The organism is Mesorhizobium sp. B1-1-8, from assembly GCF_006442795.2.
Lineage (GTDB): Bacteria > Pseudomonadota > Alphaproteobacteria > Rhizobiales > Rhizobiaceae > Mesorhizobium.
Window position 1 is genome coordinate 612,653 of record NZ_CP083956.1, and the last position, 22,049, is coordinate 634,701.

Sequence of the window (22,049 nt, forward strand, 5' to 3'; positions counted from 1 at the left end):
CGCCATGGCGGGGATTGGTGCTATAAGGCGGATCATCCTAGTTTGATCGGAGCAGGCGGCTTTATCGCTCCCTGTCTCAGCAAATCGTGGACCGATTTCGATGGCCGGACCCAATCCCAATATCAAGCATCCGATTGCGATGCATCCACGCGTCGGCTTCCTGAAGGGGCTGGTGAACGCGCCGAACATCGAGATCGGCGACTTCACTTATTACGACGACCCTGACGGACCGGACAAATTCGCCGAAAAATGCGTGCTGCACCATTACCCCTTCATCGGCGACAGACTGATCATCGGCAGGTTCTGCGCCATCGCGGAGGGCGCGCGCTTCATCATGAACGGCGCCAACCACGCCATGTCCGGCTTCTCGACCTATCCGTTCAACATCTTCGGCCATGGCTGGGAGGAAGGCTTTGATCCGCAGACCTGGTCAAAGGAGATCCGCGGCGACACCGTCATCGGCAATGACGTGTGGATCGGCATGGATGCAGTGATCATGCCCGGCGTCAAGATCGGCCACGGCGCGATCGTGGCAGCGAAATCGGTTGTCACGCACGACGTGCCGCCCTATGCGATCGTTGCCGGCAACGCGGCCAGGGTGGTGAAGATGCGCTTCGATGACAAGACGGTGCGGCGGCTGTTGATGGCGGCCTGGTGGGACTGGCCGGTCGACAAGATCAGCCGCAACCTTGATGCCATAAGGGGCGCCAACATTGCCAGGCTGGAGGCCGCGGTTTGAACGCACCGAACAAAACGACGATCGGCGCCGAGCTGTTCACACGGGGCTGGATCTTCATCCGCGGCGTGCCGGCGATGAAGTTCCTCCCCCCGGAAGGGCCGCCCGAGATCGCCTTTGCCGGCCGCTCCAATGTCGGCAAGTCGTCGTTGATCAACGCGCTGGTCAGCCAGAAGGGCCTGGCGCGCACCTCTAACACGCCGGGCCGCACGCAGGAGCTCAACTATTTCGTGCCGGACGGGTTTTCCGGCGAGGGCGCCGACCTGCCGCCGATGGCGCTGGTTGACATGCCTGGCTATGGCTACGCCAGCGCGCCGAAGGATAAGGTCGACAGCTGGACGAAGCTGGTGTTCGACTATCTGCAGGGCCGCGTGACCCTGAAGCGCGTCTATGTGCTGATCGACGCGCGCCACGGCATCAAGGCTAAGGACGAGGAGGTGCTGTCGCTGCTCGACAAGGCGGCGGTGTCCTACCAGGTCGTGCTGACCAAGACCGACAAGATCAAGGCGGCCGGCGTGCCGAAGCTGATCGAGGAGACGCTCGGCAAAATCAAGAAGCGGCCGGCGGCCTTCCCGTCGGTGCTGGCGACCTCGTCGGAAAAGGACGAGGGGCTGGACGAGCTGCGCGCGGCGATCGCGCTGGCCGCAAGCGGCGGTTAGGGCAGTTCCAGGAAAACGACCGGTTTTTCCGTCTGCCTTAATGGGGACTTAGAACGGTTCAATCCGCGGATGCGGATATGGTCCGCGCCTGCTCCTCGGCCGCAAGTCTCTCGGTGCCGTAGGCTTTCAGAAACATGCTGACGCCTGACCTGACGACGTGCTCGATCTCGGCCTGGCTCGGCGCCTTGGTGCGATAGGCAAAGATGCACTGGCGAAACAAGCCAGCAAGGCAGAGCTCGGTGAACTGATAGGCGGCGAGATCGACATCGTCGATCTTCAGCAACCCCCGCTCGACCGCCACATTCAGGAAGGTCGCCACCTTGTCATGGCCGCGCTTGGGGCCGCGCTCGTAGAAGCGCGCGCCGAGCTCAGGAATCCGGTCCGACGCGCCCACCACGGTGCGCTGCGCCTGGATGACCTTGGCCGAAGTGATCTTGGCCGAGAGCACCTTGCCGAACTTGACCAGCGTCTCGCGCAAATCCTCGACATGGTCCAGGACGTCATACATGTTCTTGAAGATGGTGCCGCGCTCTTCCTCGATCAGCGCCTCGAACAGCTCTTCCTTGTTGGCGAAATAGACATAGATCGTGCCCTTCGAGACGCCGGCCTCGCGCGTGATGTCGTTCATCGAGGCGGCCTCGAAGCCCTTGTCGATGAAGACGCGGCGCGCGCCTTCTATGATCTGGGCCCGCTTGACCGGATCCTGCCCGGCCGCCGGGCGGCCTTTGCGCAGGTCGAGCAGATCGCTATCCGCTGTCGTTTCGACCATTAGAGTCATACCTCACGAAATATTTCGAACCATGCGGTTCGATTTGCTCTTGATATGGGCCTCTTTCCGCGCTATGTCAATCACCAATTCGAACCGAACGGTTCAGTCCGACTGACCTTACCCAGAGAGATTATCATGTCCTCGAACGCGTCCGCCACCGCCGAAGTCCGCACATTTCCCAATGCCAAGGTCCAGCCGTCGACCGAAGCTCCGGAAGCGCCCGTCCAGCCCGTTGTTCCGGTCGCCCCGCCTGTCGAGGCGCCGGCCAGGAAGAAGCGCTCGGTGCGCTCGATGCTGCTGCCGATCATCGGCCTGGCCCTGCTCGGCGCCGGTTCCTGGTATGGGTATAACTACTGGACCGACGGTCGGTTCATGATCTCCACCGACGATGCCTACGTCCAGGCCGATACGTCGTTCGTGTCGCCGAAAATATCCGGTTATATCGACAAGGTCCTGGTGAGCGAAAACCAGCAGGTCAAGGCCGGCGATCCGCTGTTCGTCATCGACAATGGCGACTACAAGATCGCCGTCGCCCAGGCGGAGGCGCAGATCGCCACGTTGAGCAAGACGCTCGACCGCATCGACGCGCAGACCAAGGCGGCGCAGGCCTCGCTGCAGCAGGCGCAGGCGCAAAAGGTCGCGGACCAGGCAGCAGCCGACAACGCGGCGCGCGCCCAGGTCCGCGCTGCACAGTTGGTGAAGACGCATGTCGGCACGCAGGCACAGCTCGACGACGCACAGACCGCGCTCGACCAGGCCAATGCCGCTCTTATCGGTGCCGACGCGCAGATAACCGCCGCACAGGCCAATATCAGCGTGCTGGAAGCGCAGCGCGCGGAGCAGGCAAGCACGCTGGCCTCACTGCAGCTGACCCGCGACAAGGCCGCGCGCGACCTGGCCTTCACCGTGCTCAAGGCGCCCTATGACGGCGTCGTCGGCAACCGCTCGGTCGAACAGGGCGACCTCGTCAGCCCCGGCCAGAAGCTCGCCGTCGTGGTGCCGATGGACAAGCTCTACATCGTCGGCAACTTCAAGGAGACGCAGCTCGGCAAGATGGTGCCCGGCGAGAAGGTCCGCATCACGGTCGACGCGATCGACGGCCAGACCTTCGAAGGCACGGTCTCGTCGCTGGCGCCGGCATCGGGCGCGGTGTTCTCGCTGCTGCCGCCGGAAAACGCCACCGGCAACTTCACCAAGGTGGTGCAGCGCGTTCCGGTCCGCATCGACGTGCCGGCCGACGTGCTGAAAACCGGCAAGCTGCGCGCTGGCCTCAGCGTCGTCGTCGCCGTCGACAGCCGCACCGCGCCTGCCGCGACGACCAACTAGGCACTTTGGGGGGCGGCTTGGCGGCCGTTGAGCGCTGAGCCGCCCCGCCTGCCAAGTATTTGTATCCACGCAATTCCGGACGGAAGCCGCCACGCAGGTTTGCTGGAATTGCTGTTAGGGAGGCCATGACATGGCAACCGCAACCATCACCGCAGGATCGATACCGGGACGGCCGGCGGCCGCAGCGCCGGCTCTTCCGGCCGACCACATGCCGGTCCGCCGCGTCATCGCCTTCCTGGCGATGGTGTTCGGCATGTTCATGGCGATCCTCGACATCCAGATCGTCTCGGCCTCGCTGGCCGAGATCCAGGCCGGCCTCTCCGCCAGCTCGGACGAGATACCGTGGGTGCAGACCGCCTACCTGATCGCCGAGGTGGTGATGATCCCGCTGTCGGGCTTTCTCAGCCGCATGCTGTCGACGCGCGTGTTGTTCACCATCGCGGCCGCAGGTTTCACTGCGGCGAGCGCGCTCGCCGCGACGGCGACCAACATCGACCAGATGATCGTCTACCGCGCCATCCAGGGCTTTATCGGCGGCGGCATGATCCCCAGCGTCTTCGCGGCCGCCTTTACCATCTTCCCGCCGTCGCGGCGCGCCGTCGTGTCGCCGATGATCGGCCTGGTGGCGACGCTGGCGCCGACCATCGGCCCGACGGTCGGCGGCTATATCAGCCATGCCATGTCGTGGCACTGGCTGTTCCTGATCAATGTCGTGCCCGGCATCCTGGTGGCGACGGCGGCCTGGTCGCTGATCGATTTCGACAAGCCGAACCTCAAGCTTTTCAGCAAGTTCGACTGGTGGGGCCTCGTCGGAATGGCCGCCTTCCTCGGCTGCATGGAATATGTGCTGGAGGAAGGCCCCAACCATGACTGGCTGCAGGAACAGGCGGTGTTCATCTGCGCCATCATCATGACCATCGGCGCGGTCGTGTTCTTCTGGCGCGTCTTCACCGCCGAGGAGCCGATCGTCGACCTCAGGGCCTTCAGCAACGTCAACTTCGCCTTCGGGTCGCTGTTCTCCTTCGTCGTCGGCATCGGCCTTTACGGGCTCACCTATCTCTATCCGGTGTTTCTCGGCCGCATCCGCGGCTACGATTCGATGATGATCGGCGAGGCGCTGTTCGTCAGCGGCCTGGCGATGTTCGTCACCGCGCCCATCTCCGGCATCCTGTCGAGCAAGATGGACCTCAGGCTGATGATGATGATCGGCTTCTTCGGCTTCGCCACCGGCACATGGTGGATGACGCATCTGACCGCCGACTGGGATTTCTACGAGCTGTTGATCCCGCAGATCCTGCGCGGCTGCTCGATGATGCTGTGCATGGTGCCGATCAACAACATCGCGCTGGGCACCCTGCCGCCGGAGCGGCTGAAGAATGCGTCGGGCCTGTTCAACCTGACCCGCAACCTCGGCGGCGCCGTCGGCCTTGCCGTCATCAACACGGTGCTGATCGACCGCAACGCCTTCCACTATGCAAGGCTTTCCGAGCATGTGCAGTGGGGCAGCGAGGCGGCGCAGACCAAGCTGCAGAACATGACGCAGAATTTCGAGCAGACCGCCGGCCTCGACGCCACGAGCGCCGCGATCTCGAAACTGTCCGGCATGGTTCACCAACAGGCGGCGCTGCTGTCCTTCATCGACGTGTTTCTCATGCTGACGGCGCTGTTCGCCACGCTCGGGTTCTTCGTGCTGTTCATCAACAAGCCGGCCCAGCAGGGCCGTGGCGGCGGAGGCCATTGAGGAGCCGGAACCCCCGCCTGGCATCCTCATACATGACCCCGGAAATCGGCAACGATTTTCGGGGTCATGTTTTTTGAGGATCAAATGTGCTCTGCCGACGGCGCCGTGGACTGCTGTCAGGCCGAGGCCGGCTTGAAGCTCAGCGCCACGCCGTTGATGCAGTGACGCAGGCCGGTCGGCGGCGGGCCATCGTCGAAGACGTGGCCGAGATGGCCGCCGCAACGGCGGCAATGCACCTCGGTGCGGATCATGCCGAGCGAGCGGTCGACGGTTTCGCCGATGGCCTTGGGGATCTCCTGCCAGAAGCTCGGCCAGCCGGTGCCGGAATCGAACTTGGTCTCCGACGAATAGACCGGCAGGTCGCAGCCCGCGCAGGCGAACACGCCCTTGCGGTGCTCGTTGAGCAACGGGCTGGTGCCGGGATATTCGGTGCCTTGCCTGCGCAGCACGTCGAAGGCGGCATCCGACAGGATGGCGTGCCATTCGGCATCGGTCTTGGTGACCTCGAAGGTTTCGGCCGCCAGGGCCGGCCCTGCGCCGCCCATGCGCAATGAAGCTCCAATGCCGACGAGCAAGGCGCTGGCTGCGGCGCCGGTCCACAGAAAATCGCGACGGTTCATTGCCTTTCCTCCTGCACTCTTGTGCCAGATCGGGGCGCCACCTGGAAAATCAAAAGGCGGTGACGCCCCGTTCGCGCCACCCCGCATCGAGCCAAACCTGACGATGCGGAGTGGTGCTTGCCGGCAGCGCGGATCATAGGAGAGAGACGGCGGCCGGCGGTACAGTCCTATCTTCGCCGGCCGTTGTCCCCTTGTTACATCTTCGGCAAAAGAACCTTGTCGATGACGTGGATGACGCCGTTCGATTGGCGGACATCGGCGATGGTGACGTTGGCGACATTGCCGTTCTCGTCGGTGACGGTGACCTTGCCCTTTTGCGATTTCAGCGTCAGCTCGCAGCCGCCGACCGTCTTGACCTGATGCGCGCCGCCATCGGCCTTGGCCATCTTGGCGACGTCCGCTGCCAGCGCCTTGGCGGCGATGACGTGGCAGGTGAGGATCTTGGTCAGCTTGTCCTTGTTTTCGGGCTTGAGCAGTGTTTCGACGGTGCCCGCGGGGAGTGCCGCGAAGGCTTCGTTGGTCGGCGCAAAGACGGTGAAGGGGCCTGCGCCCTGCAGCGTGTCGACGAGGCCGGCGGCCTTGACGGCGGCGACCAGCGTGGTGTGGTCCTTCGAATTGACGGCGTTCTCGATGATGTTCTTCTTGGCATACATGGCCGCGCCGCCGACCATCGGATTGGCGGCATAAGCAGCAGCGCCGAGCGCGGAAAGGCCGATCGTGGAGGCGAGCAAAAGGGTGGCGAGTTTACGCATAATATCAGTCTCCTCAGGTTGTTTTCCCCATCCTTGGGAACGCGAGGAGATACGGGTCGTGGAAAACTTAGTTTCATCAGCGCTGGAAAGAATCTTTTCTTTTCCATAAACGCCGCAAAGATTTACGCCAAGGCCGCTTCGTGACGAGTTTAACCCACCCAGCTTAGCCGAGGCTTGATATAGATTTTCGCTATTCTTGTGCTGGAAATTTTCTGCCTGAGGTGGTCAGATGCCCTTCAGGTCGCCCGCGGCGACGACGGGGCCGGTCGGCTGGCCGGTCGGCGAGCCGCCTGTCGGCTCGAGGCTGACGGCAAGCACGGCGCCTTGCGCCAGCTTCTGCTGCACGGCCGGCGTGACGGCGACACGCGCGGTCTGGCCGGCCGGGATGACGCCCATCGAGACCGGCGCGTTCTTGCCCTCGATCATCCACAGCTCGAAATCCTTGCCGGCGCCGCGCTCGCCGGAGACGAGCGACAGGCCGACCTCATGACGGGCGGCGTCATAGACGGCGAGGTATTTGACGTTGCTGTTGTTGGCGGCGAGCGATGCGACCAGCCTGGTCTGCGGCTGCGGCACCGGCGGGATGACGGAAGGCAGAGCGACGTAGACGGCCAACGCGGCAATCGCGGCGGCGGCAAGACCGCGCCAGAAGGCGAGGCTCGACCACAGGCCGGCACGCGGCGCGGCGGAGGTGGCCGATGCCGAGGCAAACAGTCGCCGGTCGATCGCGACCTTGACCGAAGCCGGAGGCTCGACCGCGGCATAGGCCGCGGCCATCGGCGAAAGGTGCGCTTCCCAGGCATCGACCAGGCGGGCAAACGCCGTCTCGGTTTCGATACGGCGGGACGCGATCTGGCGTTCGTCGGCCGGCAGAACGCCGAGAACGTATTCGGCGGCTAGCAGGTCGTCGCCTCCACGTTCCGGTCCGTTGTCCTCTGCCAGCGTCATCTTTCCAGGCATTCTCTAAGCTTGAGCAGGCTTCGCCGCAGCCAAGTCCGCATCGTGTTCAGCGGCACGCTGTGGCGCTCCGCCAATTCGGCATAGCTTTCGCCGTTCAGGTAGGCGCCCCGGACGGCCGCCGCCCGGTCCTTCTCCAGTTCATCCAGGCAATGGTAGATGCGTTCGGCTTCGCCGCCCGCGACAGCCATCGCCTCCGGTCCCGGCGCGGGATCGGCGACCTCGAGCGCGGCATCGATATTGGCAGAGGGGCTGCGCCGCGCCCTGATGCGGTCGATCGCATGGTTGCGCGCAATGGCCACCAGCCAGGAAATCGGGCTCAGATCGGAAACGGCGAAACGATCCGCCTTCGTCCATATCTTGACAAAGACCTCCTGCAGCGCTTCCTCCGCATCACCCCGGTCCTTCAAGACACGAAGGCAGACGCCGAAAAGTTTCCCGCTGGTCTGCCGGTAGAGCAGATCGAACGCAGCCCGGTCCTTCATCGAAGTCCGGACGATCAGCTTGCTGATGTCCTGAGGCCCCATGCGGGCAAGTTAGAAGATCGCGGTTTATTTGCAACGGCGCAGTCGGTGTTGCCCGCGAAAGGCTGCCGTGCCTCCGGGCCGGCCGAAGCGGCGGGGCCGCCCAAGATGCCGGCCGATTTCGTCATTGTGACTGCAAAGCCGTTTGCGGCCTGCGGCAATTCCCGCTAAGACGCCGCCGTCCTCGCCACTTTGGGAAACGCACCGATGACGGATATCGCCGCCACCGCCGAAATGCAGGCCGCGCTGCTTTCCAGAGCGCTGCCCTATATGCAGCGCTACGAGAACAAGACCGTGGTGGTGAAATATGGCGGCCATGCCATGGGCGACCACGAGCTCGGCAAGGCGTTCGCCCGCGACATCGCGCTGTTGAAGCAATCCGGCGTCAACCCGATCGTCGTGCATGGCGGCGGGCCGCAGATCGGCGCCATGCTCAACAAGATGGGCATCGAATCCAAGTTCGAGGGCGGCTTGCGCGTCACCGACCAGAAGACGGTCGAGATCGTCGAGATGGTGCTGGCCGGCTCGATCAACAAGGAGATCGTGGCGTTGATCAACGCCGAGGGCGAGTGGGCGATCGGGCTCTGCGGCAAGGACGGCAACATGGTGTTCGCCGAAAAGGCGCGCAAGACCATGATCGATCCGGATTCCAACATCGAGCGGGTGCTCGATCTCGGTTTTGTCGGCGAGCCGGTCGAGGTCGACCGCACGCTGCTCGATCTTTTGGCGCGCTCGGAAATGATCCCGGTGCTGGCGCCCGTGGCGCCCGGCCGCGACGGCCATACCTACAATATCAACGCCGACACCTTTGCCGGGGCGATCGCCGGCGCCTGCCGCGCCTCGCGCCTGCTCTTCCTCACCGACGTGCCCGGCGTGCTCGACAAGAACAAGCAGTTGATCGACGAATTGACGGTGGCCGAGGCCAAGGCGCTGATCAAGGACGGCACGGTGTCGGGCGGCATGATCCCCAAGGTCGAGACCTGCATCGAGGCGATCGAGCGCGGCGTCGAAGGCGTCGTCATCCTCAACGGCAAGACGCCGCATTCGGTGCTGCTGGAGCTGTTCACCGAGCACGGCGCCGGTACGCTGATCGTGCCGTAACTGCTTATCAGCCGGCTAATTTTTTCTCTTCGCGAATCGAACCGCCCTCCACGGCAGGGATGGCCGGCTTCCACGCGGCGCGTGAAAAAATCATCGATTCCTCTTCGGCATCCTGCGGGGCGCCCCAGAATTCGGCGAGTGTCGGACCGTCCGTCACGCGGCGATCCGAGACCAGAAAACCCCAGACCTCGCAGAACCAGACGCGGCGACCCATCTGCGTATACCAGCGCATCGAATGGCGCTGCTCGGGATCGGGGTGGAACAGGATACGCGCCAGCGCCTTCGGCCGCGACTGCACGGCAAGCTCGATCAGCTTGACGCTGAAGAACAGCATCCAGGGCTTTAGCCGCGTCATCTTCAGCACCTGGTGCTTGTAGTCCCAGAGGCGGACGTCCTGCTGGATCACCTTGCGGTCTTTCGCGATGCGGAAGAACGGCGTCCAGCGGTGCGGCGTGACATAGAGCGCCTGGATCTGGTCGGGATCGTAGGCGATGAGCTGGCGGAAGCCGCGCCAGAGGTCGCGAAGGCCTTCGTCCTCGAAGCCGGCCACCCAGGTCGCCATCGACAGGATGCCGTGCTTTCTGAGCAGCCGGATGGCCTCGCGGTCGGACTTTGTGCTGCCGCCCTTGCGGATCAGCGACAGCGTCTCCTCGTCGGTGTTCTCCATGCCGAGCAGCCAGCGGATGACGCCGGCCTTGCGGTAGAGATGCAGGATATCGGCGTCGCGCACGATGTCGTCGGCGCGGGTCGAACCGACGATCAGCACCGGCACATTCTCGGCGATCATGGCATCGAGAAAAGCGCGCCAGGCCTTCTTCGAGGAGGTCGGATTCTCGTCGGCGAGGTTGATCAGCTCGATACCTTGCGTCCGGTACAGCCAGGCGATTTCTTTTGCGAAGCTGACCGGATCGCGGTGCCGCCAGCGCGTCCAGAAGCCGCGCTGGCCGCAATAGTTGCACAGATGCGGACAGCCGCGCGAAAACTGCATGACGACGGCGCGCTTGCCGCCCCAATAGCTGTAGCGGCGATGGTCGATCAGCTCCCAGCCGACGCGCCAGGCATCGAGTTCGGCAATGGTCATCGCCGGCTGCGTGGCGAAAGGCCGGCCGAGGTCGTCGCGATAGGCGATGCCGGCCACGCCTGCCAGCGGCCGGCGCATCTCCAGTGCCTCTGCCAGCGCGACGATTGTCGCCTCGCCCTCGCCGCGCACGATGACGTTGAAGGCGTCGGTCGCGTTCAGGATGTCATGCCAGTGATAGGTCGGAAAGACGCCGCCATAGATGACGATGGTCCCGGGCGACTCGGCCTTAATCATACGCGCGATGGCAACCGAGGTCGGATGCGCCGAGGTCGAGCCGGAATGGCCGATCAGAACGAAATCGGGATCGCCGATCAGGGCGCCGCGAACGAGGTCTTCGCGCGGCATCGGTCCGAATTCGGCATCGACCAGCCGCACCGCATGGCCGGCATCGATCAGCGGACCGCCGATCGCCAGGAGCCCGAGTGGCGGCAGGTGATCGTCAGGCACGCGGCTGCCGATGGCCGTGTGCGGCGGGTTGATCAGCACGATGTTCATGGCGGACCTTTTTGCGGTGACGGTCCGCACCTACTAGCCGGCGATCCAGACGCCGGATTGGCCTTGGTCAGCAGTTTGCGTGCAGCTTTTCCGCAGGAACGAGCACTCGTTGCGTCGCCGCGATTCCGAACGGAAATCGCGGAAATCCTTTTCGCGCCTCACTCAGCCAATTCAAACCGCGACCACTGCCCAACTGCCTGGAAACTGGGGGTCGGATTCCTGTTTTCCGCAGATATAAACTTTTATTAAAATGTTAGGTGCTCATACTGTTGCAGTGGACCGCAGAGGATACCGCATGGCGTTGAATCCCGAATTTAAACTCGATCAATCCAGCCTGATGACACCCAAATTGATCAGGAAGCACAAGGCGGCACCTGGCGACGCCGTCGATGCAGCCGAACTCAAGGCGCGCACGGGCCAGCTCGCGCTTGTGCTCGACCTTGCCTACCAGGCTTTCGGGCGACAGGAGCCGGCGGGCCGGATAGTGGAAGCGCTGGCGGGCCGGCTGCACCAGCTTCGCAGACAGGTCGCTCCGGCGCTGTGGCATGAACTCATCCCGTTGGCACAACAGCATCGCGTCGCGAAATACCTGCTGCAGGACCCGTTCACACGCTGGTCGTCCGAGAAGCCGCGCGGCTATTCGGGCGACGCAACGCTGCTCGACATTTACTACAAGCACCGCAGCGCCGATGAAATCGTGGCCTCGTCAAGCGAGCTCGGCCGGGAGATCTTTGCCTATACGAGCGAGGCGGCGAGTTCGGTGGCCGGGCGGGAGCGGCGCAGCATCCTGGCAAGGACTGTCGATGAAACGGCCGACCAGGTGGACGATGCGGAGATCCTGGCAATCGCCTGCGGTCATCTGCGCGAAGCCGAGCTTTCAAAAGCGCTCTCCGAGAAGAGGTTGAAACGCTGGGTCGGTCTTGACCAGGACCCCTTAAGCGTCGGCACCGTGAACCGCGATCTGGCCGGAACCCCGGTCGAGGCGATCGACGGGTCCGTGCGCGGCATTCTGCGCCGCGCCTACAACCTCGGCACATTTGACCTCGTCTATGCGTCGGGCCTGTATGACTACCTGCCGGACGCCGTGGGTGTCCGCCTGCTGCAGCGGGCCATGGAGATGGTCAAGCCGGACGGCGAATTCCTGTTCGCCAACTTCAGCGACGAGATCACCACCGACGGCTACATGGAGACATTCATGGACTGGCCGCTCATCCTGCGCTCGGCCGATGATATGTGGAGCATCATCAATGCGGCGCTCGACAGGAACCGCGTGGACGCCGAGGTATATTACGGATCGAACCGCAATATCGTTTACGGCAGGATCCGGAAGCGCGGTTCCTGAGACGCGAGATCCTGCCCAGACATTCGGCTGGAGCATGTCGTCGCGCGACATGCTCCAGGCCGTCGATTTCAAGCAGCTTTGTCCCGAAGCCGCCGCGCAGTTTCGGGTGACTTAGGCGACGAGCCCCGCTTTGGCCTGGTTCGATTCCTCGATCGGGACAGGGCGTCCCGTAAGGAAACCCTGTATCGATTGGATGCCCAGGCCCTGCAGCAAGGCTTGCTGCTCTTTCGTCTCGACGCCCTCGACAAGCACGGTATGGCCAAGATTGCGCAGGAGCTTGACCATGTCCTTGAGCAGGCTAAGGCCTCGAGACGTCTGGCAGTCGTGCAGGAAACTCCGGTCGATTTTGACGACGTCGAATTTGAAACGGCGCAGCCAGGCAAGGCCCGCAAATCCAGTGCCGAAATCGTCAAGCCAGATCTGGACGCCCAAATTGTGAAGCTGCTCGATGTTTCTGGCCGCCTGAGCCTCCAGGAAAATGTCGCTTCCTTCCGTGATCTCGAGCGCCAGTTTCTGCGGGGCCATGCCGTGCCTGCCGAGGATGTCGGCGATGCGCAACGGGAAATTCGGAGCCTTGAGCTGAACAATCGAAACATTCGCCGACACGACCGCGCCCAGTCCGTGCTCCATCATGTCGGCGCAGACCCGATCGATAAGCCACATGCCCAGTTCCACGATCCTGCCCGTCTGTTCGGCGACGGGTATGAATACGGCCGGACTGATCATGCTGCCGTCGACGTCGCGCAGGCGCATCAGCGATTCATGGCCGATCACGTCTCCGGACGCCACATCGCAAATCGGCTGGTAAACGACAGAAACAAGCCGTTTGGAAATAGCGAGTTTGAGCAATTCCGACAGGTTTTCGGTGGCGCGCTCCTGGTCGATAGCCTGCGCATCATAGATCGTGAATGTCGCGCGACCTGAAAATTTCGACGCGTAGAGTGCGCGGTCGGCTTCCTGCAACAGAACCCGCAGTTCCATGCTCTGCTCGGCGCGGGTCAGCGAGGCGCCGGCGCTGATGGTGACGACATCGATCTTGTCGCCCCGATCGGGATGAGGGATCTTCAAATCCTCGACAGCCCGGCAAAACTGCTGGGTTAGCTCCCGAAGATGGTCGCGTCCGGCCACCTTGCAGAGCACAACGAATTCCTCGCCGCCATAGCGTCCGGCGACCGCGTGGTTCAAGGCCGCCGTTTCGCGGAAGGAACGGGCAAGTTCGGTCAGACAATCGTCACCGGCCTGATGGCCGAGCCGGTCGTTGTATTTCTTGAAATAGTCCACATCGATGAGAATGACGCCGATCTCGTCATTATCGGTGCCCCAGTCGTTGCGCAGTTCGGAGAATTCCCGGGTGATCGCCCTGCGGTTCTTCAGTCCGGTGAGCGGGTCCGTGTCTGCCATCTCGATGAGTTTTTGCCCTTTTTCGATGGCGGCCTGCTCCTGGATCTGGGCCTGAAGCGAGTGCACGAAGGTCTGGTATCGTTCCAGACTAAGCCGCCACGAAAGGTAGAGGGACAAGACGAGGCAGTTGGCGAAATAGGTTGAAAGCACCAGGCGCGTGGCAAGCTCGGCCTGGAGAAGGAAAAGCGCGGCGCCGACAAAGGCGACCGTCACGGTCGCCGACGAGATCGCCGAAAGCCACAGGCGAAAATTGAAGAACAGGTTGGCCCCGAGGATAAACACCGTGCCGAAGATCATGAAATGGGCCAGCGCCGCCTGATGCGTCGTTCCGAGCGCGGCAAGCAGCCAGCCGATTGCGCCCGACACGATCGCCAATGCGGCAACGTAGTGCAGTGTGATGACGGCAAAACGCCTTCGGGCAACGATTTCGACAAGCGCCAGGAACACAAAACCCAGCGTTAAGCGTGTCAGGACAAGACGAATGGCAACGTCCGGAAAGAGAAACCAATCGAAGACACCGTAAGCGACGTAGCTCAGAACCGCAGCCGCTATGCCCCATCGCACGATCTGGCGGTTCTGATCCGCGTTTTTTTGCAGGAGCATCTCCGACAGCATCGGATCGGCCGGTTTCCACCTCGGCCGCGAGATCGCTTGTGTGACCCTCTGGGCCACAGCCTCCGTCAGTTGCATCGCAACGCTCCCTTGGCGATCATCCTGCGCATGCGGTTGGATGACCGAGGTCCATCAAGTCCCCACGGAAGGACGAGGGAAACCCGTGTATTATAGAACACTAATGTCGCTAACTGGCGGTAAACGGGCCAAAATTGCGTTGCGGGCGGTGCCTGTTCCTGATCCACCTGGTTTCACATCTTGCCGGTTCCGTTGCCGTTGCTGAGATCTTAAGAAGCATAACATCCTTATCGCCGAAGATGTCCGAGCGGCACGTGGCCCGGCCCCTTGATATTCTGCAATACCAGCTGGGTGTGGACGTCACGCACGCCGGAAAGCCGCATCAGCCGGTGCATGACGAAAGCGTTGAGATCGTCCACCGACGGCACCATCACATGCAGCAGGAAATCGTGATCGCCGGTCATAGTCCAGCAGGACGACACCTCATCCATGCGCTGCACGGCGGCGATGAAGCTTTCCGGCGAGCCGTCGCTGTGGCTGACCAGCCGCACCTGGATGAACACTTCGACCATCAGGCCGACGGCGCGGCGGCTGAGCACAGCGGCAAAGCCCTTGATGAAGCCGGCCTCCTGAAGCGCCTCGAAGCGGCGCGCGCAAGGCGTGGTCGACAGGCCGATCTCCTGCGCCAGCTCCGACACGGGCTTGCGTCCATCACGCTGCAGGGTGTCGAGCATCTTTATCTCGAAATCGTCAAGATGAGGCATTTTCACTCCCGCGAGGCGCCCTCGAAGTTAATATTAACTCGATTGGTCGATTCGGGCCACCATCAAAACCGATTTCTCTCGCCGAATCCGGTTAACCTCAAGGCACCATTCGCCATTCATGCCTTGCAGGGAGAACAACCATGACGACGATGAGCGTTGCCGAATATGCCCGCGAATGCGCGGCTCAAGGGTTGCGCGGCGACTATTCGGTCTGCCGCGCCGACTTCACAGTGGCTCAACAGTACAATTATTCAGACGAGGAGCAGGCGGTGTGGCGCACGCTCTGCGACCGCCAGACGAAGCTGACGCAGAAGCTCGCGCACCGCTCCTATCTCGACGGCGTCGCGACGCTCGGCCTGCTCGACAGGATCCCGGATTTCGACGCGATCAGCGAGAAATTGCGCAAGCTGACCGGCTGGGAGATCGTCGCGGTGCCGGGCCTGATCCCGGCCGCGCCTTTCTTCGACCATCTCGCCAACCGCCGCTTCCCGGTCACCAACTGGCTGCGGACGAAAGAAGAGCTCGACTACATCGTCGAGCCGGACATGTTCCACGATTTCTTCGGCCATGTGCCGATCCTGACGCAGCCGGTGTTTGCCGATTTCATGCAGATGTATGGCGACAAGGCCGAGGACGTGATTGCGCTGGGCGGCGACGAGATGATCACCCGGCTCTACTGGTACAGCGCCGAATACGGCCTGATCCAGGAAGCAGGCCAGCCGCTGAAGGCGTTCGGCGCCGGGCTGATGTCGTCCTTCACCGAATTGCAATTCGCGGTCGAGAGCAAGGACGCGCATCACGTGCCGTTCGACCTCGAGACGGTGATGCGCACCGGCTACGAGATCGACAAGTTCCAGCGCGCCTATTTCGTGCTGCCGTCCTTCGACGTGCTGCGCGACGCCTTCGGCAGCGCCGATCTCGCCGGCATCGTCGCCCGGTTCAAGGATCAGCCGGCGCTCGATCCTGCGACGGTTTGAGACCCAAGCCGCGCGAAGGCGGCGGCACCGGCGCCGCCTATGACCCTAAGGTCACACCGTGATGACCTTGCCGGTCACACCGTGATGACCTTGCTCAGATGATCGCCGAGCCGGCAGGCAAGCGCGGTAATAGTCGTCGTTGGGTTGCATTGGCCCGAGGTGCAGAACACGGAGGAGCCGCCGACATAGAGGTTGTCCATGCCGTGCACTTTGCAATTGGCGTCGACGACGCTCCTGGCGACATCGGCGCCCATGCGGGTGCCGCCCATATGATGGTGGCCGGCCGTCTCCTCGGTGGTCGGGTAGTCGCCGCCGTTCAAGATCCAGTCGTCGATGCGCACGCGGCCGAGATTCTTTGCGGCGAGCGTGGCGCCGAACAGCCTCAGGCCCTCGAGCAAGGTGCGGCGCTCCAGCGGCGACTTCTTCCAATGCAGTTCGATGCGCGGCACGCCGGCGTGGTCGACATCGGTCTTCGACAGCTCGATTTGGTTGGAAGCGAGCGGCGCCTGTTCCCAGGCGACGTAGAGCTGGGCGGCGCAGCGCAGGTTCTGGCTGAGCTGGGACGACATCCATTCCGCCATGTTGGGCGCGGTGCAGGCGAGATCGGCGATCAGTCGCTTGACATTGGGGTAGGGCGTTTCGATCAGCCTGATGCCGAAATTCAGGATCCGCAGCCGCTCCATCGCGGCCGGCGTCGGCGAGAAGAAAGCCTCGTTCGAGGCATCGACCTCGAACTCGTTGTAGTTGCCAAGAATGGCGTTGCCGCCCTCGAAGGTCGGATGCTCCATCCAGTAGCGGCCAAGGGCCGCGGCATTCGGCACCACGCCGCCATTCGAGCGCTGGTTCGACCATAAAAGCAGCCTGGAATTCTCCAGCCCGCCGGTGCAGGTGATGAAATAATCGGCCGCGAAGGTGCCGGCGTCCTGGCCGTTCGACCACAGCCTGGCGCCGGTGACGCGCTTGCCATCGCCGGCGAGCTCGGTTGCATAGGTGTTGAGCACGACGGCGATGTCCTTGCTCTTGTCGAGCTCGTCGGCGTATTTCTCGGCGAAGCGCACGGCCGGACTCTTGATCAGCTGCACCCAGCGGATGTCGTCCGAGATCGGCACATCCGGGCGGAAATCGGGAAGTTCGAGGATGTCGTGGACTTCCCCCAGATAGGGTTCGATGTCGGCGCGGCTGATCGGCCAGCCGGTGTCCGGCGTCCAGGCCTTGGGCTCGAAATCCTGTTTGTCGAGCACGCGGCACCAGCCGGCCCAGTGATTGGACGAGCCGCCCATGAAGCGCAGCCGCGTGATGTCGAGGTCGAAATAATAGTCGCCGACCGTGGCGCCCCGATAGAAATCCTGCGAATCGTCGCTGAATTCGCGCGAACCGGCCTCCAGCACGACCACTGGAATGCCGGCGGCGCCCAGCTTTCGGGCGATGGTGGTGCCGGCAGGACCGGAGCCGAGGATGCAGGCCTTGGGTTTGAAGCCTGCCTGCCTGTAGGCTTCGTAGCTGTCGAAGATCATTCGAGGTCGCTCCGCCTCAGGATCCAGCCATTGACCTCAATGATTTCGTTGGGGGCGATTTCATCCGGGTCGGCGATGGCGGGCTGGTTGCGGAACAGCGACAGCGCGGGCAGCGCGATCAGCGCCCGCACGATCACGCGGCGCGACATTTTCTTGACGAGATAGTTCATGACACGTCTTTCGATGGGCTTCGATCCACGCATGCAGTTTCCTCGAACGGCACACATGCCGCCGGACAAGCCAATTCCGTGCCAAGCCTAGATGAAAACCGTGTTGCAACCGGGCGAACGTCCCGGTTGATTTTGAACAAGGTTAGAACTTCGTTAACAGCCGCCTTCGGCTCTACGCGGTTCAGGCGGCTTCCGAAATGTCGCGATCGAGGATCGAGAGATTGCGGCCGCGATGCTTGGCTTCGTAGAGCCGGCGATCGGCGGCGCGCATCAGTTCCGACACGGTGGCGCTCTCGGCGCAGGTGATGCCGCCGATGCTGACGGTCAGCGGCACGATGCGCTCGTCGACGGGGCGGAAGCGGATCAGTTCGACCTCGCGGCGGATGCGCTCGGCGACCCGTCTCGCCTCCTGCTCGGTGGCGCCGACCAGGAAGGCGGCGAATTCCTCGCCGCCGATGCGGCCGAGCACATCGCCGCTGCGCACACCGCGCTCGATGGCGCCGGCGATCAAAAGCAGCGCGTCGTCGCCGGTCAGGTGGCCGAAATTGTCGTTGACGGTCTTGAAGTGATCGGCATCGATGATGAGCAGCGCGCCACGGTCGGTCTTGCGCCGGGATCCATCGAGCGCGGCAAAGAAGGTTTCGCGGTTGAGCATGCCGGTCATGTCGTCGCGGCTCGCCTTCTCGGAAAGGCGCCTGTGGGCGGCGGCAAGCTGGGCGTGGGCACGGGCAAGCTCGCGATGCGCGTTCTTCAGGCGGTCGCTCTGCCAGAAGGTACGGGCGCTGGCGATCCAGGCAAGCATCAGCGGGCAAAGGGTGGACGCCAGCCAGACGGTGCGGCTGATCGGAAAACCCATTGCCGGAACCACAATCAGTGTCAACAAAAGCGATATTGCGACCGAAGCGAACGCCACGGCTGCCGACTTCAAAAATATGCGACTCATCGCTGACTCCCAACGGACTGCTTGTGTGCCAGCAAGCGTTGAAGGCGACCTTTCCGAGACGGTTAAAATTTGAAACGAGCCGCCATTTTCAACACGCACGACGCGCAGAAGTTGTGGATAAGTTCGGCGCCGGCATGCCATAAGGAAGCCATGACAACGACGCCCGATCCCGCCCGTTTTGCCCATGTCACGGACTGGGTGTTCGATCTCGACAACACGCTCTATCCGCACCATTCGAATCTGTTCGCGCAGATCGACGTGAAGATGACCGCCTATGTCAGCGAGCTGTTGACCTTGCCGCGCGAGGAAGCGCGCAAGCTGCAGAAAGAGCTCTACCAGGAATACGGCACGACGCTGAACGGACTGATGACGCGCCACCACATCGACCCCGACGACTTCCTCGAAAAGGTGCACGACATCGACTATTCCTGGCTGGTGCCAGACCCGGTGCTGGGGGCCGCGATCCGCCAGCTTCCCGGCCGCAAGTTCATCTTCACCAATGGCGACCGCAGGCATGCCGAGCGCACCGCGCGGCAGCTCGGCATACTGGATCATTTCGACGACATCTTCGACATCGTCGCGGCGGGGCTGAACCCAAAACCGGCGCGCCAGACCTATGAGCGGTTTGCCGAATTGCATTCCGTCACCGGCCACAATGCGGTGATGTTCGAGGATCTGGCGCGCAATCTGTCGGTGCCGAAATCGCTCGGCATGACCACCGTGCTGGTGGTGCCGCGCAATTTCGAGCCGACTTTTTCGGAGATATGGGAGCGCGATCCGGCGAACGAGGACGACGTGGATTCCGTCACCGACGACCTCGCCGGCTTCCTGACGGCGATCGTCGAGGTCGCCGCGTGAGCCAACTCTAGATTGCCGGCGCCGCACGAGGCGCGGCGGGGTCCTTGGGAAGCGGCCGTCCACGGGCGCCTTCTATTCGAAATCCGGGATCGTGCCGGGCGGCAGGCCGAGCTGGCCATTCAGGTTCTTCAGAATTCGACACCATTGAGGCGTGTCTTGGCCATTGCCGTTGCCGTCGGACCAAAATCCGTTGCCGAAGCCGCTGCCGCAATTCGCGTTGCCGTTGAAGCTGCCGGTATTGCCGTTGCCGTTGAAGCTGCCGGCGTTGCCGTTACCGTTGAAGTTGCCCGAATTCCCGTTGCCGTTGAAGCTGCCGCGATTGCCATTGCCGTTGAAATTGCCGGAGTTCCGGTTGCCGTTTGAGGCGTTGGTGTTGCCCGGGCCAACGGCTGTCGCGGCATCGTTGCGGCCGATCGGAAGCTCGGCGATCCTGACCAGGGTCGAGGCGTCGGCAACCACAATTGCCGCGAGCAGCATACAAACCGCGAGGCCGTTTCCATCAAACAGCCTGGCTGTAGCCTGACGGCTGCCACGCCGGACGGATGCGTATGGTCGCAAGACGCCCATCAGTGATTTCCCCGCCCGTTGAAATTGCCGTTAAAGCCGCCGACGTTGCCGTTGCCGTTGTAGGAGCCGCCGTTGAAGTTGCCGTTGAAGGCTCCGACATTGGTGTTGCCGTCATACTCGCCGGTGTTGCCGTTGCCGTTGAAGGCGCCGATATTGTGGTTGCCGCTTGTCGAGGACGTGTTGTCGTTGCCGTTGAAGGCGCCGACATTGCCGGTGCCGCTGTTGAAGGCGCCGATGTTGCCGGTGCCGGTGTTCTTGTAGCCGGTATTGCCGTCCAGGCCGCCCAGCGGGTCCATGTTCCTGACATTCGAGCCGATGTACTGGCCGTACTGGCCGGCGGTTTGAGCGATCCGGGACGTGCTGAAGGCCTGGCTACCTGTTGCGCCGTTGTCAGCGGCCTTCGCAGCGGTCGCAGTCAAGAGCGCCAGGCATAGTGCCGATACGACGCGCGATTTCATGGGCGATTCCTTCCATGGCTTCGATAAAAAAAGGGCTTCGATTGAAAAGGACTGGGACCGCCGGCGACATGTCGCGATAGCCTGGCGCGGGGGACGGGCGCGTGGCTCGGCGATCCCAGAGGCTTCAGCATCTTTCGATGCTACTGGTTGGCGTTACCGTTGCCGTTGCCGTTGCCGGCGCCCCAGTTGCCGTTGCCGTTGGCATTGCCGTTGCCGAGGCCAAAGTTGCCGTTGCCGTTCACGTTGCCGTTGCCGAAGCCGAAATTGCCGTTGCCGTTGCCATTGCCGTTGGCGACGCCGGCATTGAGGTTGCCGTTGAAATTGCCATTGAAGGCGCCGGCGTTCGCATTGCCGTTGCCGTTGCCGTTGCCGATGCCGAAATTGCCGTTGCCGTTGAAGTTGCCGTTGAAGGCGCCGGTATTGGCGTTGCCGTTGCCATTGCCGTTCCCGACGCCAACATTGCCATTGCCGTTGCCGTTGCCGCTGCCGACCGAAAATGCGGATGCCGAACCAGTCAGGGCTGCCAGGACAGCCGCAGCGAGGATGATCTTTCTCATGACGTTCTCCTTGGTTGCTGTTGCAAATCCCGGCTCAACAGGAGGCCGGGACGACAGGACGAAGGATGCACGCAGAAGAGACGGTGTGACATTCGGGCCGATCGGCATGTTCTGTCGGTTTTTTTGCTGATGGCCTTGTCGGGGAAATTCTGCACGATCGGGAAAAATCCGACAGGCATCGGCGTATCTGCTTGGTGTAGATTGTCCCAAGAGATAGGCTTCGTGGCTTTCTCTCGCGCCTGTAGACGGCTCGCGCCGCGTCGCCGGCAAAGAGAAGAACGGATCGATGCAGGCAGGTATCCCTGGTAAAAACAACCTGGACACCAGGCGTCAGAAATTGGCGCGGCGATTGATTGCCGTGCAGGAAGAGCAGCGCCTGCGCCTGTCGCGGGAACTGCACGACGATCTGGGCCAGATGCTGGCCAGCCTCACGCTGGAATTGCACAACGCCCGCTCAATATACGGGGAACTCGATGGCCGCCTCGCGCGCGCCGCCGTGCTGGTCGACCAATTGAGCACCAAGGTGCACGATGCCGCCTGGAACCTGCGGCCGGCCGATCTCGACCGTCTTGGGCTACGCGCCTCGGTCGAGGACCTGGCGACCATGCTGTGCGCCCAGCTCGGCATTCCCTGCGACGTGGACCTCGAAGCCCTTTCGAGCCCGCTGCCCGGTGAAATTGGCCTGACGCTTTATCGCATCGCGCAGGAGGCGCTCACCAACATCGGCAAGCATGCACGGCCAAGCCGCGTCAGCGTGACGGCGCATATCCATGATCATCGCATGCGCCTTGCCATTGAGGATGACGGCCACGGCTTCGACAATCATGTCGAGCCCGGCCCCGGCCATTTGGGACTTGCAGGCATGAAGGAGCGGCTGGCACTGGTCGGCGGCGAGCTGACGGTCGAAACCGCCAAAGGCAAGGGAACCGCTGTCTATGCGGACGTGCCTTTGACCGGCTGAGCCGGCCTCTCCAAAGACAACACGCCCGGAAGCGGCGGCTTCGGCCCGACCTACGCCTGCGTGAAGCGCTCCACATCCGAGATATTAGTTGGGGCTTACTATCCAGCCGCGTGGGTCAGGCGGGGGATGGCTTACCCGTTGCTGCT

Annotated in this window: 23 protein-coding genes; 9 read left to right on the forward strand and 14 right to left on the reverse strand. The window is 62.8% G+C overall.

Going from position 1 to position 22,049, the window contains the following annotated elements; all coding sequences use genetic code 11:
- Positions 1 to 100 precede the first annotated feature (100 nt).
- Both FJ974_RS02855 and yihA read left to right on the forward strand, forming a co-directional pair.
- Positions 101 to 739 carry a CatB-related O-acetyltransferase gene (locus tag FJ974_RS02855; protein ID WP_140537582.1) on the forward strand — a complete coding sequence of 213 codons (639 nt, stop codon included), beginning with the start codon at positions 101 to 103 and terminating at the stop codon, positions 737 to 739.
- Positions 736 to 1,395 carry a ribosome biogenesis GTP-binding protein YihA/YsxC gene (gene yihA / locus FJ974_RS02860; protein WP_140537581.1) on the forward strand — a complete coding sequence of 220 codons (660 nt, stop codon included), beginning with the start codon at positions 736 to 738 and terminating at the stop codon, positions 1,393 to 1,395. The genes FJ974_RS02855 and yihA overlap by 4 nt, the downstream gene beginning before the upstream one ends.
- A gap of 58 nt (positions 1,396 to 1,453) precedes the next feature.
- Here yihA and FJ974_RS02865 read toward each other — a convergent pair whose 3' ends face one another.
- Positions 1,454 to 2,164 (reverse strand): TetR/AcrR family transcriptional regulator, encoded by a 711-nt coding sequence (locus tag FJ974_RS02865; protein WP_140537579.1) that lies wholly within the window; start codon positions 2,162 to 2,164, stop codon positions 1,454 to 1,456.
- Between the two features lie 135 nt (positions 2,165 to 2,299).
- Between FJ974_RS02865 and FJ974_RS02870 the strand changes: the two genes are divergently transcribed.
- Entirely contained in the window at positions 2,300 to 3,490 is a 1,191-nt protein-coding gene (locus FJ974_RS02870; RefSeq protein ID WP_140537577.1) for an HlyD family secretion protein, read from the forward strand.
- A 130-nt stretch (positions 3,491 to 3,620) separates the two neighbouring features.
- Positions 3,621 to 5,231 carry a DHA2 family efflux MFS transporter permease subunit gene (locus FJ974_RS02875; protein WP_140537575.1) on the forward strand — a complete coding sequence of 537 codons (1,611 nt, stop codon included), beginning with the start codon at positions 3,621 to 3,623 and terminating at the stop codon, positions 5,229 to 5,231.
- 116 nt (positions 5,232 to 5,347) lie between these two features.
- On the opposite strand, the gene msrB is transcribed toward FJ974_RS02875, so the two are convergent.
- The 4 genes from msrB to FJ974_RS02895 form a co-directional block, all read right to left on the reverse strand.
- Positions 5,348 to 5,851 (reverse strand): peptide-methionine (R)-S-oxide reductase MsrB, encoded by a 504-nt coding sequence (gene msrB / locus FJ974_RS02880; protein WP_140537573.1) that lies wholly within the window; start codon positions 5,849 to 5,851, stop codon positions 5,348 to 5,350.
- Between the two features lie 194 nt (positions 5,852 to 6,045).
- On the reverse strand, positions 6,046 to 6,603 hold the full coding sequence (locus FJ974_RS02885) for a fasciclin domain-containing protein (protein WP_140537572.1): 558 nt from the start codon (positions 6,601 to 6,603) through the stop codon (positions 6,046 to 6,048).
- A 225-nt stretch (positions 6,604 to 6,828) separates the two neighbouring features.
- Positions 6,829 to 7,551, reverse strand: a complete 723-nt coding sequence (locus FJ974_RS02890) for an anti-sigma factor domain-containing protein (RefSeq protein WP_140537570.1) — start codon at positions 7,549 to 7,551, stop codon at positions 6,829 to 6,831.
- A complete protein-coding gene (locus tag FJ974_RS02895) occupies positions 7,548 to 8,087 on the reverse strand; it encodes a sigma-70 family RNA polymerase sigma factor (RefSeq protein WP_140537569.1) in 540 nt (179 codons plus the stop codon). Before FJ974_RS02895 ends, FJ974_RS02890 begins: the two co-directional genes overlap by 4 nt.
- Positions 8,088 to 8,291: 204 nt before the next feature.
- On the opposite strand from FJ974_RS02895, the gene argB reads away from it, so the two are divergent.
- Positions 8,292 to 9,185 carry an acetylglutamate kinase gene (gene argB, locus FJ974_RS02900; protein WP_140537568.1) on the forward strand — a complete coding sequence of 298 codons (894 nt, stop codon included), beginning with the start codon at positions 8,292 to 8,294 and terminating at the stop codon, positions 9,183 to 9,185.
- Positions 9,186 to 9,192: 7 nt separating this feature from the next.
- Here argB and bchE read toward each other — a convergent pair whose 3' ends face one another.
- A complete protein-coding gene (gene bchE, locus FJ974_RS02905; protein ID WP_140537567.1) occupies positions 9,193 to 10,761 on the reverse strand; it encodes a magnesium-protoporphyrin IX monomethyl ester anaerobic oxidative cyclase in 1,569 nt (522 codons plus the stop codon).
- 295 nt (positions 10,762 to 11,056) lie between these two features.
- Here bchE and FJ974_RS02910 point away from each other — a divergent pair, with 295 nt between their 5' ends.
- Positions 11,057 to 12,103: a class I SAM-dependent methyltransferase gene (locus FJ974_RS02910; protein ID WP_140537565.1), complete on the forward strand. Its 1,047-nt coding sequence runs from the start codon at positions 11,057 to 11,059 to the stop codon at positions 12,101 to 12,103.
- Positions 12,104 to 12,214: 111 nt separating this feature from the next.
- Here FJ974_RS02910 and FJ974_RS02915 read toward each other — a convergent pair whose 3' ends face one another.
- Together FJ974_RS02915 and FJ974_RS02920 are read right to left on the reverse strand one after the other, a co-directional pair.
- Positions 12,215 to 14,194 carry a putative bifunctional diguanylate cyclase/phosphodiesterase gene (locus tag FJ974_RS02915; RefSeq protein WP_140537564.1) on the reverse strand — a complete coding sequence of 660 codons (1,980 nt, stop codon included), beginning with the start codon at positions 14,192 to 14,194 and terminating at the stop codon, positions 12,215 to 12,217.
- A gap of 227 nt (positions 14,195 to 14,421) precedes the next feature.
- Positions 14,422 to 14,898, reverse strand: coding sequence for an Lrp/AsnC family transcriptional regulator (locus FJ974_RS02920; RefSeq protein WP_140537562.1), 477 nt, complete (start codon positions 14,896 to 14,898; stop codon positions 14,422 to 14,424).
- A 140-nt stretch (positions 14,899 to 15,038) separates the two neighbouring features.
- On the opposite strand from FJ974_RS02920, the gene phhA reads away from it, so the two are divergent.
- Positions 15,039 to 15,875, forward strand: a complete 837-nt coding sequence (gene phhA / locus FJ974_RS02925; protein WP_140537561.1) for a phenylalanine 4-monooxygenase — start codon at positions 15,039 to 15,041, stop codon at positions 15,873 to 15,875.
- Positions 15,876 to 15,949: 74 nt separating this feature from the next.
- On the opposite strand, the gene FJ974_RS02930 is transcribed toward phhA, so the two are convergent.
- The 3 genes from FJ974_RS02930 to FJ974_RS02940 form a co-directional block, all read right to left on the reverse strand.
- The gene (locus FJ974_RS02930; RefSeq protein ID WP_140537560.1) at positions 15,950 to 17,389 is read right to left on the reverse strand and encodes a GMC oxidoreductase; all 1,440 of its coding nucleotides are present in this window, start codon (positions 17,387 to 17,389) and stop codon (positions 15,950 to 15,952) included.
- Positions 17,386 to 17,592 carry a hypothetical protein gene (locus tag FJ974_RS02935; RefSeq protein WP_140537558.1) on the reverse strand — a complete coding sequence of 69 codons (207 nt, stop codon included), beginning with the start codon at positions 17,590 to 17,592 and terminating at the stop codon, positions 17,386 to 17,388. The genes FJ974_RS02930 and FJ974_RS02935 overlap by 4 nt, the downstream gene beginning before the upstream one ends.
- 148 nt (positions 17,593 to 17,740) lie before the next feature.
- Positions 17,741 to 18,502: a GGDEF domain-containing protein gene (locus tag FJ974_RS02940; protein WP_140537556.1), complete on the reverse strand. Its 762-nt coding sequence runs from the start codon at positions 18,500 to 18,502 to the stop codon at positions 17,741 to 17,743.
- Positions 18,503 to 18,652: 150 nt separating this feature from the next.
- Here FJ974_RS02940 and FJ974_RS02945 point away from each other — a divergent pair, with 150 nt between their 5' ends.
- Positions 18,653 to 19,360: a pyrimidine 5'-nucleotidase gene (locus FJ974_RS02945; protein ID WP_140537555.1), complete on the forward strand. Its 708-nt coding sequence runs from the start codon at positions 18,653 to 18,655 to the stop codon at positions 19,358 to 19,360.
- Positions 19,361 to 19,432: 72 nt separating this feature from the next.
- Here the strand turns inward: FJ974_RS02945 and FJ974_RS02950 are convergent, their stop codons facing one another.
- From FJ974_RS02950 to FJ974_RS02960, 3 genes are all read right to left on the reverse strand, one after another.
- Positions 19,433 to 19,927: a hypothetical protein gene (locus tag FJ974_RS02950; RefSeq protein ID WP_226891452.1), complete on the reverse strand. Its 495-nt coding sequence runs from the start codon at positions 19,925 to 19,927 to the stop codon at positions 19,433 to 19,435.
- A complete protein-coding gene (locus tag FJ974_RS02955; RefSeq protein ID WP_140537553.1) occupies positions 19,927 to 20,385 on the reverse strand; it encodes a hypothetical protein in 459 nt (152 codons plus the stop codon). Before FJ974_RS02955 ends, FJ974_RS02950 begins: the two co-directional genes overlap by 1 nt.
- Before the next feature lie 140 nt (positions 20,386 to 20,525).
- Positions 20,526 to 21,266: a hypothetical protein gene (locus FJ974_RS02960; protein ID WP_226891453.1), complete on the reverse strand. Its 741-nt coding sequence runs from the start codon at positions 21,264 to 21,266 to the stop codon at positions 20,526 to 20,528.
- A gap of 13 nt (positions 21,267 to 21,279) precedes the next feature.
- Here FJ974_RS02960 and FJ974_RS02965 point away from each other — a divergent pair, with 13 nt between their 5' ends.
- The gene (locus FJ974_RS02965) at positions 21,280 to 21,903 is read left to right on the forward strand and encodes a sensor histidine kinase (RefSeq protein WP_181177255.1); all 624 of its coding nucleotides are present in this window, start codon (positions 21,280 to 21,282) and stop codon (positions 21,901 to 21,903) included.
- Positions 21,904 to 22,049 lie beyond the last annotated feature (146 nt).

What these genes read in the sequence shown, in the direction of transcription:
- FJ974_RS02855 (WP_140537582.1), top strand. Translation starts at nt 101, where the DNA reads ATGGCCGGACCCAATCCCAATATCAAGCATCCGATTGCGATGCATCCA.
- FJ974_RS02865 (WP_140537579.1), bottom strand. Translation starts at nt 2,164, where the DNA reads ATGGTCGAAACGACAGCGGATAGCGATCTGCTCGACCTGCGCAAAGGC.
- FJ974_RS02870 (WP_140537577.1), top strand. Translation starts at nt 2,300, where the DNA reads ATGTCCTCGAACGCGTCCGCCACCGCCGAAGTCCGCACATTTCCCAAT.
- FJ974_RS02875 (WP_140537575.1), top strand. Translation starts at nt 3,621, where the DNA reads ATGGCAACCGCAACCATCACCGCAGGATCGATACCGGGACGGCCGGCG.
- msrB (WP_140537573.1), bottom strand. Translation starts at nt 5,851, where the DNA reads ATGAACCGTCGCGATTTTCTGTGGACCGGCGCCGCAGCCAGCGCCTTG.
- FJ974_RS02885 (WP_140537572.1), bottom strand. Translation starts at nt 6,603, where the DNA reads ATGCGTAAACTCGCCACCCTTTTGCTCGCCTCCACGATCGGCCTTTCC.
- FJ974_RS02890 (WP_140537570.1), bottom strand. Translation starts at nt 7,551, where the DNA reads ATGACGCTGGCAGAGGACAACGGACCGGAACGTGGAGGCGACGACCTG.
- FJ974_RS02895 (WP_140537569.1), bottom strand. Translation starts at nt 8,087, where the DNA reads ATGGGGCCTCAGGACATCAGCAAGCTGATCGTCCGGACTTCGATGAAG.
- argB (WP_140537568.1), top strand. Translation starts at nt 8,292, where the DNA reads ATGACGGATATCGCCGCCACCGCCGAAATGCAGGCCGCGCTGCTTTCC.
- bchE (WP_140537567.1), bottom strand. Translation starts at nt 10,761, where the DNA reads ATGAACATCGTGCTGATCAACCCGCCGCACACGGCCATCGGCAGCCGC.
- FJ974_RS02910 (WP_140537565.1), top strand. Translation starts at nt 11,057, where the DNA reads ATGGCGTTGAATCCCGAATTTAAACTCGATCAATCCAGCCTGATGACA.
- FJ974_RS02915 (WP_140537564.1), bottom strand. Translation starts at nt 14,194, where the DNA reads ATGCAACTGACGGAGGCTGTGGCCCAGAGGGTCACACAAGCGATCTCG.
- FJ974_RS02920 (WP_140537562.1), bottom strand. Translation starts at nt 14,898, where the DNA reads ATGCCTCATCTTGACGATTTCGAGATAAAGATGCTCGACACCCTGCAG.
- phhA (WP_140537561.1), top strand. Translation starts at nt 15,039, where the DNA reads ATGACGACGATGAGCGTTGCCGAATATGCCCGCGAATGCGCGGCTCAA.
- FJ974_RS02930 (WP_140537560.1), bottom strand. Translation starts at nt 17,389, where the DNA reads ATGATCTTCGACAGCTACGAAGCCTACAGGCAGGCAGGCTTCAAACCC.
- FJ974_RS02935 (WP_140537558.1), bottom strand. Translation starts at nt 17,592, where the DNA reads ATGCGTGGATCGAAGCCCATCGAAAGACGTGTCATGAACTATCTCGTC.
- FJ974_RS02940 (WP_140537556.1), bottom strand. Translation starts at nt 18,502, where the DNA reads ATGAGTCGCATATTTTTGAAGTCGGCAGCCGTGGCGTTCGCTTCGGTC.
- FJ974_RS02945 (WP_140537555.1), top strand. Translation starts at nt 18,653, where the DNA reads ATGACAACGACGCCCGATCCCGCCCGTTTTGCCCATGTCACGGACTGG.
- FJ974_RS02950 (WP_226891452.1), bottom strand. Translation starts at nt 19,927, where the DNA reads ATGGGCGTCTTGCGACCATACGCATCCGTCCGGCGTGGCAGCCGTCAG.
- FJ974_RS02955 (WP_140537553.1), bottom strand. Translation starts at nt 20,385, where the DNA reads ATGAAATCGCGCGTCGTATCGGCACTATGCCTGGCGCTCTTGACTGCG.